Here is a 14,874-nt window from a genome sequence, read left to right as displayed (position 1 = left end):
AGGTCCGTAGAACAGCGAGCCAATGGCGACCGCCAGGACGATGATGGAAATGGTCAGGCCCGCGGTGGGCGCGTCGACTTTGAAAGCCCGGCTCAGTACAGGCAGGATGGCCTGCGTCGTGTACATATTCGCAAAGACAAAGGCCGGACCTAGGAAAAGGGCTACCAAAGCTCCAATGCGGATGCCTTGCTGCTCCGGGCGCGGAGAGAGGGATGTCGTGCTAGACATGAACGGGAAGACCTTTCCAGACGCGAGAGACTGCCAGAAAAGAGATGGATGTCTCTATTATAGCCTCGTGAGGGCTATCTGGCCAACCAGGCCCGCCTGTCTGTCTGGCTGGGCCGGGAACCGCGATGCGGAGCTGCCTGGTGCCGCCTTGCTGTTGGGGGCGGGATGCTGCCGGCGTTGGTTGCTCTTGCCTGTGTCGACTATGATAGGGAAAAGCGAGGAAACCGTATGGACGTCTATCGCGCCCTCGGGCTGGATGTGCCGATTCTCCATCTCTGTGTCCACCTGCTAGCTCGGGATGGAGAGGCTGAACTTGTACCCTTACTGGCAGCGCTCCGTGAACGCTGTCTGGCAATCGCTAGGCGCTTACAGGAGTGGACCGAGGAGCAGTGTGCGCGCTACGCGGAGGAGGCCGTGCTGCGCCTTCAGCGTCTGGGCTTCCTTGCTACTGTCGCCCAGCCGTCCCAGGTTGCCGCTGCCTTACAGCGTGAGCTGCGGCACCTGGCCACACGCTTAGGCTCAGCTGACCTTTTGCCTCTGGAAGGCCCAGCTCTCGTCGTCTGCACTGTCCCAGAGCTGGGACCAGAGTTAGCCGCCAGTGAGCTGGCGCCAGCGCTAGAGGCCGCCAAAACCAGGCTGGAGAGCTGGCGAGCTGAGCAACAACTCTATGAGCTGTGGTTTCTCTTGCGCGGCTCCCTGGCCTTCGATCTGCTCAATCAATTCGTTGCAGAATGGCCAGCCTCCTTGCGTGGCGATTGGATGCGGGGGGGAGCAGCAGAATCGCCTGCCACTGGGCTGTCCTCGGTAGCCAGCGGCGCACTGGTCTATCATCTCGTCTACCAGCTCGGCGATGAGCTGCTCAGTGGGGCGGCACCTGAGTTAGGGACGCAAACGCTCTCGCTCTCTTTCTCTGCGGGCGATCTTTCGTATAGTACTCTGAGGTATGAGGTGATGGCCTTGCTGGAGCAGCTAGCCGAGCAGCCTTTCCTGCTCCACGCCTCATTTTGGCAGCGTGACCCCTGGCCGGGAGAGGCAGGTGCTGCTTTTCTGCTTCGCCTGCGCCTCCCGGCGGGGGAGGTACCGCTGCGGCAGATTGGTGAGGCGCTGGCGGCAGCCAGCCCTCTTGGACGCGAGCGCTTGCTGCACCAGGGCCAGCTCTTTACTGGTCGGCGCCTCTTCTAAGAGAGTGGACTGGCCTGCTTCTGGATGAGGCCAGGGTGCTGTTCTGACTTGCGGCCTTGCCAGCTCACCTTGCCCGACTCGACAGAACTGGCGCCAAAGGCTATACTGAGGATCGCTAACAGAATTGCTGAGAGTATAGGAGGAGTGTGTAGTATGGCGCAAACGCGCGAAGAGTTTCCTATCGAGAAGCAGCTGCGGAAGGATATTCAGGAAGCCCAGCGAGCGCGGGATCAGCTCAAAGTTGATACCCTCCGGATGGTGCTGGGAGCCATTCACAACCTCGAAGTTGCACGCACCGATCGCAAGCATCCTGAGTATGGAAAGCCTCTGACTGAAGCCGACTGCTACCAGGTGCTAGAGCGCGAAATCAAGATGCGTGACCAGGCCCTTCCCCTCTACGAAAAGGGGGGGCGGAGTGATCTGGTCGAGAAGGCCCAACGCGAAAAGGCCATTCTGCAGTCCTATCTTCAGGCGGCCCAGCTCAGTGATGAGGAAATCCGCGCTGTGGTGACACGTCTCATCGAGGAGCAGGGGCGCGACTTTCGCAAGGTCATGCCACTGGCGGCTCGCGAACTGAAAGGGAAGGCCGCTGGCGCCAGGGTCCAGCAGATCGTGAAAGAGATGACAACCTGAGTCGGGGGGCTCCCTGTGCACGAGCGTTGCTGGCGAGGAGAGAGGCGAGACTACACGCCACTGTACTGGCGAGACTGCCCTGTCTCCTCGCCTGGTCGTAGCCGCCGAGCCGGGGGTATAATTCCGTGGGGGAAAAACAGGATGGTGCCGTCGGTGTTAGCCGGCGCACACGCAGCGCTTGAATCGAGCCAGACGGGCATTTGAGCGAGTGGCTGGTAGAGGGAAAGGAGGAGGGAAGGAAGGAAATCAGGGGCCGTTCATCGTCGTACTGTTTGATGCATGCTGGGAGCGTGACGAGGCGATGAGAATCTATAATACACTCACGCGGCGCATCGAGGAAATTATACCGTTGGAGCCTGGCAAGATCAAAATGTACTCCTGTGGCCCGACCGTCTACCGCTATATCCACATCGGTAACCTGCGTACCTTCACGATGGCCGACTGGCTGCGTCGCACTCTGGAGTATCTCGGCTACCAGGTCTTCCATGTGAAGAATATCACTGATGTCGGGCATATGCGCCATGAGCTGTTGGACCGCGGCGAGGACAAGATTCAGGCCCAGGCCCGAAGGGAAGGAAAAACCTCTGCTGAGATCGCGCGCTTTTATACCGAAGCCTTTCATCGCGACGAGGCCAGGCTCAACATTCTGCCTGCCCATGTCTTCCCTCGGGCCAGCGAGCATATTCCCGAAATGATCCAGATTATCGAGGAGCTGCTGCGCAAAGGTTTTGCCTACGAGGTTCACGGCTACGTCTATTTCGACATCCAGCGCTTTCCCGACTATGGCAAGCTCTCGCGCAATCTACTGGAGTACATGCAGATTGGCATTCACGAGGGGAGCGACGCTGACCGGCGCCATCCCGAGGATTTCCCGTTGTGGAAGCCTGCCGAGCTGGGGCGTGACATGGCCTGGGACAGCCCGTGGGGGCGTGGCTTCCCTGGCTGGCACATCGAGTGCTCGGCCATGTCTATGAAGTATCTGGGACCCCACTTCGACATCCACACGGGTGGCGTGGATAATATCTTTCCTCATCACGAGGATGAGATCGCTCAAAGCGAAGCCTACAGTGGCCAGCCTTTTGTTAACTACTGGGTCCATGCTCAGCATCTGCTTGCTGATGGCCAGAAGATGGCCAAGTCGGTCAGCAACGACTATACCTGCGCTGAAATTGAGGCGCGCGGTTTCGATCCGCTGGCCCTGCGCTATCTCTACACGACCGCCCTCTACCGCAGCCGGCTCAACTTCACCTTCCGCGCTCTCGAAGCGGCCCAGATCGCTCTAGAGCGTCTGCGCGAGCGTGCCTATGATCTCTGGCGGCGGGCCGATCAAGAGCGCGCGCTCAGGCCGCTGGAGGATCAAGAGCAGCCCTGGCGCCTGGCCTTCCGCCGTGAGCTTGAGGATGATCTTCATATTCCGCGGGCAATGGCGGTGCTCTCTGCCATGCTGCGCGCTCCCGAGCTGGATGCCACCATGAAGCTGCAGCTGCTGCTCGACTTCGACCGCGTGCTCGGCTTCGATCTCCAGTCTTATCTCCTGAGCGAGCAACCGCGTCAGCGCCGGATGCCGCAGCACTCACAACAGTTCTTGCCGGCAGAGCTGGTGGCAATCGTGCGCGAACGGCAAGCCCTGCGCCAGCAGCAGGACTATGAGCGGGCCGATGCCTGGCGGCTCCACTTGCTCCAGCGAGGCTGGAAAGTGAGCGATCTGCCCGAAGGGACGCTGGTCCGGCCTCGACGCCTTGGCGAAGAGTTCCCTGTCCTCTCGCGCTGGCAGGATGCGCCTGACGCGACGCAGCAGCCGGCGCGCTATGCCTTCTCGCTCAATCTACTGGCGCGCAATAACCGCACGGACCTTGAGCGCTGCCTCAACAGTATCTGTCGCCATACCAATGGGCGCCGCCTGGAGGTCGTCGTAATCGAGAATGGCTCAACCGATGAGACCCTCCCCTATCTGCGGGAACTGGCCCGGCGCTCGGCGCTGATCGGTGCCAATGGAGAGCGGATTGGCCTGCGCGTCCTCTTCGCCGACCATAACCTGGGCTTTGCCGCGGGGCGCAATGCCGCCATGCGTGCCAGCCAGGGGGTATTGCTTGTCTGGCTGGACACCTCGGTTGAGATCGATGGTGATATCTGGACGCCCCTGGAGCAAACGCTGAGCGATCCACAGGTGGGGGTGACTGGCCCCTTCGGTCTGGTCACCGAGGATCTGCGCGAGTTTCACGAAGAGAGTGGACCCGAGGTCGATGCCATCGAAGGATATCTGTTTGCCTTTCGCCGGACTTTGCTCAACGAGATTGGCTGGCTCGATGAAAAATTCCGTTTCTATCGCCTGGCCGACGTCCACTACAGCTTCTTCTTCAAAGCTGCCGGCTATCGTGTGGTAGTCTGTCCCGAGGTCGCGGCCCGCCTCATCAGGCATCCTCATCGCGAGTGGTACAGCCTGACAGAGGAAGAGCGACGTACGAAAAGCAAGAAGAACTATGATGTCTTTCGCGCGCGCTGGCATCACGGGCAGAGCCTGCTGGTGGCGCATTGCAATCCAGCCCATCGCTGGTACGGGCATGATCATCCCTATCATCTCGAGGGCACCCATAGTCACGCACCCGAAGAGCTGCCGCCGCCGGGTGTCATGCATAGCCACGAGCATCAGCACTGGCCCGATCATGCTCACTGCCATCCCCATCTCCATGCGGCTCAAGCGATCTGAAGGAGGCCATTGCCAGCGAAGCAGGCTGACCCCTGATCTCGCCGGGCCTCGTCTCAGAGAAGGAGGCAGTGTCGATGAGCGGCATCGACTTGCTCAGGGCTTGCCTTCGACGCCTGAGCGTAGGGCACTCAGGCGGGCACGAGAGCGTCGGCAGAAGCGAGCGAGCACGCCTACGATCCTGCAGAAAAGCCCGAGTGCGAAGGAGAAGATCCCGTGGAGAGAATCATTGAGGTTCCACTCTTCCCGTTGCAGCTGGTCCTCTTCCCGACAGCAGCGGTACCGCTGCATATCTTTGAACGGCGCTATCGCCTGATGATCGCTCGCTGCCTCGAAGAGCAGTCTCCCTTTGGCATCGTCCTGATGCGTCCTGAGAGCCGTCATCTTCAGGAAATGCCTTACAGCGTAGGAACCCTGGCCGCGATTCAGCAGATCGAGCGCCTGGGAGACGGGCGCTACAATCTTATCGCCTTTGGCACCGAGCGCTTTCGCATCCTCCAGCTTACACACCAACAGCCCTACCTTTCAGCTGTAGTTGAGCTGTACCGCGATGCGCGCGAACCAGCCAGTCGGGTCAGGCCCTACGTCGAGCGGGCTCTTGATCTCTTCAGCAGCTATTTGGAAATCCTGCTAGAGGCGCACAGCCAGCAGGAGATCAAGGAGCATCTGCCGACCGATCCCGAGGAACTTTCCTATCTCATTGCCTATCTGCTCGATTTGCACGATGAGCAGAAACAGCACCTGCTGGAACTGACCTCGACGCGGCGGCGTCTGGCGGAGGAGAACGAGATTTTGAGGCGTGAAGTACCTTTTGTGCATCAGGTCCTACAGCGTAATGCTCACTTACAAAGTCACCCTGATCGAAGCTTTTTGAATTAGCGTGATGAAGAGGAAGAAGGAGTATGTCCGTTTGTAGGCGGAAGCGTTAGCTGGATCAGTCCCTGTTCCTGCAAACGCTGGAGGGAGGCGTAGACCTCGGCAGGCGTGCGCCGGGTCAGCTGGGCCAGGTCACCGAGCGTGCGCCGACCGTTGATGAGGAGAAAGACAATGCGGTCGTAGCGTGGGACGGCGGTAGCGGCATATTCCTTGCCGAGAGTGGTCAGACTGGGTACGACAGTTTCCGGCGGCAGTGGGCCAGACGGCTGGGCGAGCTTGACGGCTGGCAGCACCAGCGAGTCGCCGAAGCGTGGGGTCAGGCGACCGTTTTGAGGCCGGGCCTGACCCGGAGCCTGGACGTGGGCCTGACCGGGGCTTTGCGGGCGCGTCTGGGAGGACGGGCTAGCCGTACTGCCAGGCTGTCCCTGGAGTGAGATCGTTTGGCGGGCACTGCTCCGACCTCCGACGGCGGGCAAAGGTCCGCTCTGGAGCGAGAGAGGTGGCCAGGTTGGCCTGTGTGCGCCCTCAGTAGTGGGAGCGCCCTCCTGTGGCTCCAGCTGGCCAGGGGCGGGGAGCTGCAGAAGCGGCTCGGCGGATTGAAAAGTAAAACGAATTTCACCCCATGAATTTAGCCAGGCCAGGACAGCCTCGCTGGCCTCCTGCTGCTGACGGTTCCAGACAACCAGCGTTGGTTGGCCCCGCTCAACCGTGATATAGACTTCCTCGGGCGGTGCTCCCCGTGCTCGTTGAATAGTTAGCAGACCGCTGGGCCGGTAGATCCTGAGCTGCTTAAGCACCTCTGCGAGCGAAGGTGCGGAAAAAACCGGTCTGGAAGGCATACGGCCACCTCACTGAGCTCTGGTGCAGGCCCCTGCTCTCGTCCTTAAGAAGGAACACGATCTGTGCGTTGTCTCTGGAATTGTACGTATCCTGGTGTCCGCTGTCAAGTCCGCAGAGCTGCCTCCTTCGCTAGAAAGCCGCTCAGGCCAAAACCTCGCATTCTGCCGCCTTGCTTCGAAGATAAAAAATGACATTCCGTTAAGGGTTGATCGAACGAGGGCGGGTGTCGATAAAGGGTCAATGAACGAACGCCCAGCCCAGCGCATTGACGCTCTGCGTTCAGCGTTGTCGGCTGCCTGATCAGGTCCAGTCAGCCCTGGCGGTGCTCGTCTCGGCTGCTACCTTGGGACCGGAGGAACGTAGCGTGCCAGGAGTGTGGGCAGCTCTTCAGCGAAGCTCGGTGGGAAGGCGTGGCCCAGGCCGGGGTACTGTTTCACCTCGCAGGTCAGCCCGGCTGCGCGCAGACGCTCGACGGTGGCCAGAGTAGTGGGAGCGCCCTGATCATGCTCACCGAGCAGCACAAAGCCCAGTTGTACCTGGCAGCTATCGTGAGGAAGGAGGGTCTGGCTGGCATCCAGGGCCGGGCAGATAGCGATGAAGCCGATGGCGGGGATGCGTCCCTCCAGGGCCAGACGCAGAGCGATGCGGGCGCCGCGCGAGAAGCCGGCCAGGACCACATGCTGAAGATCGATACGTTTCCAGTGCTGCTGCCGCTCCCAGTGAGTGTAGACCTCTTCCACGGCGCGGGCCTCGTCGTCCCAGCTGGCCAGGCCGTAACCGACCAGTTGTGACGAATAGGGCAGAGCCACCTGCCAGCGATGGGCCGTGATTGGCTGCCAGTACTCAAGCTCAGCCAGTGGGCTGCTCTGGTTGCCATGCAGCACGAACAGTGTCGGGTAGGGGGGGCGAACAAGATTGTCAGGCTCCAGTACCAAAATCCCTGGATGCGAACGGGCCAGAGCGTCTGCATAGCGTTCCTGACAGATCTTTTGCAGGGCTGCGAAAGCCGGCAGCGAATGCAGAGGGGCCAGATCCGCATCCTCCAGCTGAGCTGGTCCAAACCACAGTCCCTGACCAACAGCCTCCTCCAGGATCGCCAGGGCCTCCTCGGGGTTCCCCTGGCGCAACGTCAGGATAGCGCGCCATAATACCAGGGTAGACCAATGTTCGGGGAAAAAGGGGAGTGCTTCCTCGATCAGCGCTCGTGCGCGGGCATACTCTTGCTGGCGATCCAGTTCCGATACCTGAGACTGCAACCAGCCGAAAGACCCATCCTGCACAGACATCGCAACTCCTTTCAACAGGCCCAGCTACTCAAACTCAACCGTCACAGAAAGGAAAGCGGGGCACCATCCTGTCCTGACGGATCAACCAATCAATCAGTCAGCCAGCAACTATGACCTCAGAGGTGGCAGCTCTCTGCCCGCCTTGGAAAGGCGGTGTCCCGCTCTGCACTTGAACAAAGGCGATGATGAGAAGAGCGCCTTGCTCACTACTCACCCATTGGCGCACCTTGCCTGTAGGCTGAGAGAATCAGGCAGACTCTCCCTTCTCCTTCTTGTAGCGAGCGATCAGCTCCTGCTGGATCTGAGGAGGGACCTCCTCATACTGATAGAACTCCATCGTAAAGGTACCGCGGCCCTGAGTGAGGGAACGCAGGTCTGTCGCGTAGTGGAGCATTTCCGCCTGGGGGACCTGAGCGATAATCTTCTGCATGCCGTTGCCAAGGCGCTCCATACCCAACACACGCCCTCGCTTCGTATTGATATCGCTCATCACATCGCCCATCATCAGCTCGGGCACGATCACTGTCACGTTCATCACCGGCTCCAGGATCGTGGGGCTGGCCTGGGGCACGGCCTCCTGCATGCAGATTGAGGCGGCAATCTCAAACGACTGGGCGGAGGAATCGACCGGGTGGTATTTGCCATCAACCAGGGCCACTTTGACGTAGACCATCGGATTGCCCGAGATGAAACCTCGCTTTAACGATTCGCGCACGCCCTTTTCAACACCAGGGATGAACTGACTGGGAACAACGCCACCCACGATGCGGTCTTCAAAAATGAAGGTGTCGGGACCACCAATGGGCAGCGGCTCAATCTCCAGCCAGACATCGCCAAACTGGCCATGACCACCGGTCTGGCGCTTGTGGCGTCCATTAGCACGTGCCTTACGGCGAATCGTCTCGCGGTAAGCGATATGGATATCGCGCACCTCCAGGTCGATACCGAAGCGACGCTTAATCATATCGACGGCGACCTGGATATGGGTCTCGCCCATGCCCGAGATCCGGGTTTCGCCCGTCTCTGGATCGCGGGTTACCCGCAGCGTATGATCCTCCTCGACCAGGCGCGTCAGGGCATTACTCATCTTATCGAGATCGGCCTTGCTCTTAGGGAAGACCGCCACCGTAAAGCACGGCTCGGGGAATTGGATCGGCTCCAGGGCAGTGGTGATCTCTTTGCTTCCCACAAGCGTATCGCCCGTATGGGTATTGGTGAGCTTGGCCACTCCTCCAATGTCGCCAGCGGCGATCTCCGTCGTACTCTCCTGAGCCTTGCCGCGAGGAATGATCAACTGGCCGATGCGCTCCTCGGCATGCGTTTGCACATTGAAGACATGGCTGTCGGCCTTCAGCGTGCCGCTATAGACGCGGAAGAGCGAGATCGTGCCGACCTGAGCGGCAGCGGTCTTAAAGATAAAGAGAGCCGGCGTCTCACCCAGGGCCCGAACTTCTTCCGGTAGGGCCTCGGCGGCGCTCGGCAGATAGTCGAGAAGCGCATCAAGTGCGGTCTGCACCCCAATATTCCTTAGCGCGGACGCGCACACCACGGGCACCAACTCACCGCTTACCGTTCCCTGGCGCACCAGCGTACGCAGCTCCTCCTCGCTCAGCTCCTCACCTTCGAGAAACTTATCCATCAGAGCTTCATCGTTCTCGACCGCTGATTCGATCAGCTGCTCACGGAAAGCGGTGACCTGATCCTGCAGGTCGGGGGGAATAGTAACCTCCTGAACCTTGTTACCGCCCTCGAACGTGAAGCCGCGACGGGAGACGAGGTCGACCACTCCTTTGAAGTTCGATTGGCTTCCGATGGGGATCTGCAGAGGAACCACCTTAAGACCGAAGCGTGCCCGTAGGGCCTCCAGCGTCTGCTCGAACGAGGTGTTCTCGCGGTCCAGCTTGTTGACCAGGACCATGCGTGGCAGCCGGCGCTCATCGGCGTACTGCCAGGTAAGTTCGGTGCCCACTTCGACCCCTTTCTCCGCTGTCGTTACGATTAAGGCTGCATCAGCCACGCGCAGCGCTGCTTTCACTTCACCGACGAAGTCGGGATAACCCGGCGTGTCGATCAGATTCAGCTTCTGGCCTCGCCATTCCACCGGTACCGGCTTGGCGTGGAGGGACATGCCTCGCTTCAACTCCTCCGGGTCCGAATCGACCGCCGACGTCCGCTCATCCACTTTCCCCTGCCTGGTCACGGCTCCGCTGTCATAGAGCGCGGCATCCACCAGCGACGTCTTGCCCGCTCCTACATGCGAGATCAGCGCTACATTGCGAATCTGTTCTGCCGTGTAGACCTTCATGAAAACGTTGCGGCAGAACCCCTACCAGGATCGCTCCTGGCTGCGAGGTGCAGAATGCCGCCCCTCCTTTCCATGCGTATTACGTTCTTTTGCAAGCGCAGACGCGACGCTTCTCCTTTCTATGGTGGTAGTATAACAGGATCGCCATCTTTGTTCAATGCTGTTTGAAGACGATCGGGGTTCACTTTCTCTCATCTTTTGTTCAGCTTATTGTCGCAATGCGCGCTCAGGGCTGCATCTGAATGACCGGGCGAGCACCGTGCAGCCTGGCCAGAGAGAGGCTGCAGCCATTTACAGACGCCGGAGGCCATGCTACACTAAACCCGCCAGCGTTGCGCATGATCAGCTCAGGTCGGTCTGCCAGTCACTCACAGTTGCCCTTGCTCGCTTGCTGGCTCGCTCCCTGCAGGGGAAGGTCTGCCACACTCAAACGAGCCGGATGACAGGGAGGGGGCTGGTGGTTTGGCTTCGGTCAACCTCTGATCACCACGGCCCCGGCAGACCAAACCCAAGGAGCCGAGCCACGGCGCTCTTTCTATGGCGCGAGCCCTATTTCTTTTGATGCTTGCTTGATCGCTCGGCGGGTCTGCTCTTCGTCGGTCACTCGATCAGCCAGACGAAACGGCTGCCCGATAGGCCGGCTGCCAGACGCTAAACTGCCTGTGCGGGAGGAGGAATACTGATGACGGTTGATATCAGTGACATTGAGGCTATTCTTGCCAAGCAAGAGCACTGGCGCCAGAGGGAGTGCATCAATCTGATCGCCAGTGAGAATACCCCCAGCTCTGCGGTGCGCCGTGTGCAGAATTCTGATTTCATGGGACGCTATGCCGAAGGCCATCCTAATGAGGGCGAGCGCATCAATCGCTACTATCAGGGAACGCGCTATATCGACGAGATAGAGCGCATGGCGCGGGATGAGATATGTGATCTTTTTGGGGCCAAGCAGGCGGATGTCCGTCCCATCAGTGGCAATGCGGCCAATACAGCAATCGCGCTCGGTTTCCTGCGCGGCGGCGATACGATTGTGGTGAATTCGACCGATGCCGGGGGCCATATCAGCCACGGTGCCGTGGGGGTCTTCGGGCGGCGTATTCAGGCGCGCGGGCAATCGCTGAAGGTGGGTGGGTCTCAAGCTATCAATCTCCACTATCTCCCCCTTACTGAGGATCGCTATCATGTCGATGCTCAGAAGACGCTCGAGTTGATTGACCGCGTGAAGCCACAGATCGTCGTCATGGGCAAGAGCCTCTTCCTCTTCCCCGAGCCGGTGGCGGAGGTAGCGGCCTTTTGCAAGACCAGGGATATTCCGGTTCTCTACGATGGCGCTCATGTCCTCGGCCTGATCGCTGGGGGCCAGTTCCAATCGCCGCTGCAGGAAGGGGCCACCTGGATGACCGGCAGCACGCACAAGACCTTTCCTGGACCGCAGCGCGGGGTGATTCTGGGAAACATGGACGAGGAGACGGCAAAGAAGTACTGGCCGCCTGCGGATCGCGGGGTCTTCCCTGGCTCTTCAAGCAACCATCATCTCTTCTCACTACCGGCCCTGCTCGTGGCGACCCGCGAGATGAAACGCTACGGGCGCGAATATGCGGCCCAGATTGTGCGCAACGCGCAGGCTCTGGGCCAGGCCCTTGATGAGCTGGGCACGCCGGTGGAGGCGCGCGAGTTTGGCTACACGCGCAGCCACATGATTGCGGTCAATGTTGCTGCCTGGGGGGGTGGTGTTGAGGTAGCCAGGCGTTTGGAGGCCAACGATCTCATCGTGAACTATAATATGCTGCCTGGTGATGCTGACCCACGCAATCCTTCGGGCCTGCGCATTGGCGTGCAGGAGATGACACGTTTTGGCATGGATGAGCGAGCGATGGGAGAGCTAGCCCAGCTGATTCACGATGCGATCCGCGGTAAGCAGGTGCGTGAGGCCGTGCATCAGCTGCGCGCTCGCTATCTGGAGATGCACTACGTCTAAGTCCAGGCTCCAGCAGGTGCCTGGCAGTGGAGTGGCAGAGCTGGAGGAGAAGAAAAGCGGGAGTGGCTCGCGAGGCGGTCGCATTCCGAGCCGCTCCCACTGCACTGCTCTGGCCTGGCGGGAGCGGCCCGCTGATCTGCCTTCTCGTCAGGCCGGCCCCCCCCGCTCCTGAGTTCCAGCCTTGCCAGGCTAGACCTGAAGGCCATGCTGGCGTAGCAGGTCTAGGAACCATTGTTCGTCGTGAATCTGCGCGCCGGCGCGCTGGGCCTTCTCTAGCTTGGAACCGGGATCTTCGCCCACAACCAGATGGGTCAACGAACGTGTGACGCCGCTGGCGACGGTCCCGCCGAGCTGGCGCACAGCCTCCTCGGCCTGTGGACGGGTCAAATGGCTTAGTTTGCCAGTGAAGAGGAAGGACTGGCCAGCCAGCGGTCCGCCAGGACGTTCTTCGCTGGCCATGTTGACGCCGGCCTGGCGTAGGCGTTCTATAAGCTGGCGATTCTTCTCCTGCTGGAGCCAGGTATAGAGGCTGTGAGCGCTCTTCGGTCCTACGCCGGGGATTGCCATAATCTCTTCTTCGCTGGCTGTCAGCAGGCGGTCCATAGAACCGAAGTGCTCGGCGATGAGTTGGGCCGTTTTTTCGCCGATATAGCGGATGTTGAGACCAAAGAGCAAGCGCCAGAAAGGACGCTTCTTACTGGCCTCGATGGCCTTAAGCATGTTGTCGGCGCTCTTCTCCTTGACGCCTTCCAGCTTGAGCAGCTGCTCGCGCGTCAGGTCGTAGAAGTCTGCGACCGTTTGAATATAGCCTGCTTTGACCAATTGCTCACACTGCTTCTCGCCGATTGTCTCCAGGTCCATTGCCCCCTTCGAGGCGAAATGGATGACGCTCTCCAGTAGGCGTGCCGGACAGTCCGTGTTCGGGCAATAGGCAATGGCCTCGTCCGGCAGACGCATGATGGGCGTCTCACAGACAGGGCAGCGTTCGATCGGGGTGTAGGGGCGTTCTTCGCCGGTGCGCCGCTCGACGATGGGCTTGACTACCTGGGGGATGACCTCGCCAGCGCGCTGCACAATAACCCAGTCGCCGATGCGCAGGTCTTTGCGCAGAATGTCTTGTTCGTTGTGCAGTGTGGCTCGCGAGACCGTCACACCACGGATGTTGATCGGCTCCAGCACGGCCCAGGGATTGACCGAGCCGGTGCGCCCGATGTTGATACGGATATCTAGCAGGCGTGTGGCGACCTGGATGGGAGGATATTTGAAGGCGATGGCCCAGCGCGGCTCTCGTCCAACATAACCCAGCTCCTGCTGTTGGGCGAGATCATTGATCTTAATGACAACTCCATCAATTTCGTAGGGCAGCTCAAAACGCTTCTGCTCCCATTCACGGCAATACTGCAGCACCTCGTCGAGGTCCCGCGCCCGCCGATTGTGGGGGTTAACCGGGAAGCCCCATTCGGTGATCAGCTGCAGGGCCTCCCAGTGCGTGCTCAGGTTACGACCCTCGATATAGCCAATCTGGTAGCCGAAGAAGTCGAGGTTGCGCTCGGCGGTGATGCGCGGATCTTTCTGACGGAGCGAACCAGCGGCAGCGTTGCGCGGGTTGGCAAAGAGTTTCTCGCGGGTAAGTGAGGCGTTGAGCTTTTCAAAGCTTTCAATAGTCATGTAGATCTCGCCACGTACCTCGACCCGCGGCGGTGGGTTGGTGTCACGCAAACGCTGAGGAATGCTGCGAATGGTGCGCACGTTGGGGGTCCAGTCCTCGCCGACGAGGCCGTCACCCCGCGTGGCTCCCACGGTCAGTCGTCCTTGTTCGTAGGTCAGTGCCATAGCCAGCCCGTCGATTTTCAGCTCGCAAACATACTCAAAGGTGGCATGAGGCAAGATGTTCTGCGCACGCCGGTGCCAGGCCAGTAGCTCTTCTTCGCTGCGGGCGTTGGCCAGACTCAGCATAGGAACGGGATGACGGTGCTGCCGCACTTCAGGGAGCGGCGCCGCTCCAACACGCTGAGTCGGCGAGTCGGGCGTCTGCAGCTCGGGATGCTCCTCCTCGATGCGTCGCAGCTCCTGCATTAATTGATCGTATTCTGCGTCGGTCAGTGTGGGGTTGTCGAGAACGTAATACTGATAGTTAGCCTCTTCTATGCGACGGCGCAACTCTGCCACGCGCGCGGCTAGTTTCTCACTCTCGTGTGCTCTGCTACTTGCCTCCTGGCTCGGCTCGACGCCGGTCGGCCCATTCTGCTGCTCAATCTGATCGGCCATCAGGTTGCCTCCCCGAAAAAGAATCTCACTGATTGAAATGCCTCCCCACTTGTCTTGTTCTTTTGAGAAGGGCCAGGAAAGGAAGAGTCTGACCTGCCTGCCTGTCTGCTTGGCACTGGGCACTCTGGGTCAGAGAGAGATGCTCTCAGTCAGGAGCGAGCGGGTCCGTTGTAAAGCTGATACTGAGCGGATAAATGCTTACCCGTCTACTCCGTTGATTCTGTGGGATTGCTCAAGCCCTGCTGTCCGGTCTGCTCTGCTGTTCCGCCAGCTCTGCAGAAGGACAGGGAGCGACAGAACAGGCTTTCCTATCGTATCACATGACAGCAACGGGGGGAGAGAAGCGGGAACATCGTTGATCTGGCGGGCCTGGTGGCCGTTGAGTCGGGCCGGCCAGGGTGAGGAGCAGCCTGGCAGACTGCCTGCTTTGGGGCGCATCTGCCAGGTCTGCCGCGAAGGGCTGATTTGGCGCGCTCTTCGACCCGCATGGTTCAATGTCGTGTCCGTGACCGCAGGGAGGAGACTGGAGCGCTGTCGAGGCAAGAGATGTTCAGACGCTGCGTGAACTGTTCCAGTC

9 protein-coding genes and 1 pseudogene are annotated in these 14,874 nt (G+C 60.0%); 5 read left to right on the top strand and 5 right to left on the bottom strand.

The window, feature by feature from the left end; all coding sequences use genetic code 11:
- Positions 1 to 228: pseudogene (locus BGC09_RS21090) on the bottom strand (hypothetical protein); the annotation flags it as partial.
- 228 nt (positions 229 to 456) lie between these two features.
- Here BGC09_RS21090 and BGC09_RS21085 point away from each other — a divergent pair.
- The 4 genes from BGC09_RS21085 to BGC09_RS21070 all read left to right on the top strand — a co-directional run bounded on the left by BGC09_RS21085 (position 457) and on the right by BGC09_RS21070 (position 5,626).
- Positions 457 to 1,410, top strand: a complete 954-nt coding sequence (locus BGC09_RS21085) for a hypothetical protein (RefSeq protein ID WP_069806177.1) — start codon at positions 457 to 459, stop codon at positions 1,408 to 1,410.
- A gap of 153 nt (positions 1,411 to 1,563) precedes the next feature.
- Positions 1,564 to 2,043, top strand: a complete 480-nt coding sequence (locus BGC09_RS21080; protein ID WP_069806176.1) for a GatB/YqeY domain-containing protein — start codon at positions 1,564 to 1,566, stop codon at positions 2,041 to 2,043.
- A 301-nt stretch (positions 2,044 to 2,344) separates the two neighbouring features.
- Positions 2,345 to 4,750: a cysteine--tRNA ligase gene (gene cysS, locus BGC09_RS21075; RefSeq protein WP_084659209.1), complete on the top strand. Its 2,406-nt coding sequence runs from the start codon at positions 2,345 to 2,347 to the stop codon at positions 4,748 to 4,750.
- A gap of 213 nt (positions 4,751 to 4,963) precedes the next feature.
- Complete coding sequence (locus BGC09_RS21070; protein WP_069806174.1) at positions 4,964 to 5,626, top strand: LON peptidase substrate-binding domain-containing protein; 663 nt, start codon at positions 4,964 to 4,966, stop codon at positions 5,624 to 5,626.
- Here the strand turns inward: BGC09_RS21070 and BGC09_RS21065 are convergent.
- The 3 genes from BGC09_RS21065 to fusA form a co-directional block, all read right to left on the bottom strand.
- Entirely contained in the window at positions 5,623 to 6,462 is an 840-nt protein-coding gene (locus BGC09_RS21065; protein WP_069806173.1) for a hypothetical protein, read from the bottom strand. The two genes, BGC09_RS21070 and BGC09_RS21065, sit on opposite strands and share 4 nt — an antisense overlap.
- 339 nt (positions 6,463 to 6,801) lie before the next feature.
- Positions 6,802 to 7,749 carry an alpha/beta hydrolase family protein gene (locus BGC09_RS21060; RefSeq protein ID WP_069806172.1) on the bottom strand — a complete coding sequence of 316 codons (948 nt, stop codon included), beginning with the start codon at positions 7,747 to 7,749 and terminating at the stop codon, positions 6,802 to 6,804.
- Positions 7,750 to 7,996: 247 nt separating this feature from the next.
- Positions 7,997 to 10,054: an elongation factor G gene (gene fusA, locus BGC09_RS21055; protein ID WP_069806171.1), complete on the bottom strand. Its 2,058-nt coding sequence runs from the start codon at positions 10,052 to 10,054 to the stop codon at positions 7,997 to 7,999.
- A 682-nt stretch (positions 10,055 to 10,736) separates the two neighbouring features.
- Here fusA and glyA point away from each other — a divergent pair.
- The gene (gene glyA / locus BGC09_RS21050; protein ID WP_069806170.1) at positions 10,737 to 12,029 is read left to right on the top strand and encodes a serine hydroxymethyltransferase; all 1,293 of its coding nucleotides are present in this window, start codon (positions 10,737 to 10,739) and stop codon (positions 12,027 to 12,029) included.
- Positions 12,030 to 12,218: 189 nt separating this feature from the next.
- Here the strand turns inward: glyA and ligA are convergent, their stop codons facing one another.
- Entirely contained in the window at positions 12,219 to 14,297 is a 2,079-nt protein-coding gene (gene ligA, locus BGC09_RS21045; RefSeq protein WP_084659208.1) for an NAD-dependent DNA ligase LigA, read from the bottom strand.
- Positions 14,298 to 14,874 lie beyond the last annotated feature (577 nt).

It is taken from the genome of Thermogemmatispora onikobensis, from assembly GCF_001748285.1.
Taxonomy (GTDB): Bacteria; Chloroflexota; Ktedonobacteria; order Ktedonobacterales; family Ktedonobacteraceae; genus Thermogemmatispora; species Thermogemmatispora onikobensis.
Note: the sequence above shows the minus strand (reverse complement) of the source record. Positions and strands in the feature narration are given on the sequence as shown.

Excerpts from the sequence above, each read along its gene's own strand:
- BGC09_RS21085 (WP_069806177.1), top strand. The coding sequence starts at position 457 with ATGGACGTCTATCGCGCCCTCGGGCTGGATGTGCCGATTCTCCATCTC.
- BGC09_RS21080 (WP_069806176.1), top strand. The coding sequence starts at position 1,564 with ATGGCGCAAACGCGCGAAGAGTTTCCTATCGAGAAGCAGCTGCGGAAG.
- cysS (WP_084659209.1), top strand. The coding sequence starts at position 2,345 with ATGAGAATCTATAATACACTCACGCGGCGCATCGAGGAAATTATACCG.
- BGC09_RS21065 (WP_069806173.1), bottom strand. The coding sequence starts at position 6,462 with ATGCCTTCCAGACCGGTTTTTTCCGCACCTTCGCTCGCAGAGGTGCTT.
- BGC09_RS21060 (WP_069806172.1), bottom strand. The coding sequence starts at position 7,749 with ATGTCTGTGCAGGATGGGTCTTTCGGCTGGTTGCAGTCTCAGGTATCG.
- fusA (WP_069806171.1), bottom strand. The coding sequence starts at position 10,054 with ATGAAGGTCTACACGGCAGAACAGATTCGCAATGTAGCGCTGATCTCG.
- glyA (WP_069806170.1), top strand. The coding sequence starts at position 10,737 with ATGACGGTTGATATCAGTGACATTGAGGCTATTCTTGCCAAGCAAGAG.
- ligA (WP_084659208.1), bottom strand. The coding sequence starts at position 14,297 with ATGGCCGATCAGATTGAGCAGCAGAATGGGCCGACCGGCGTCGAGCCG.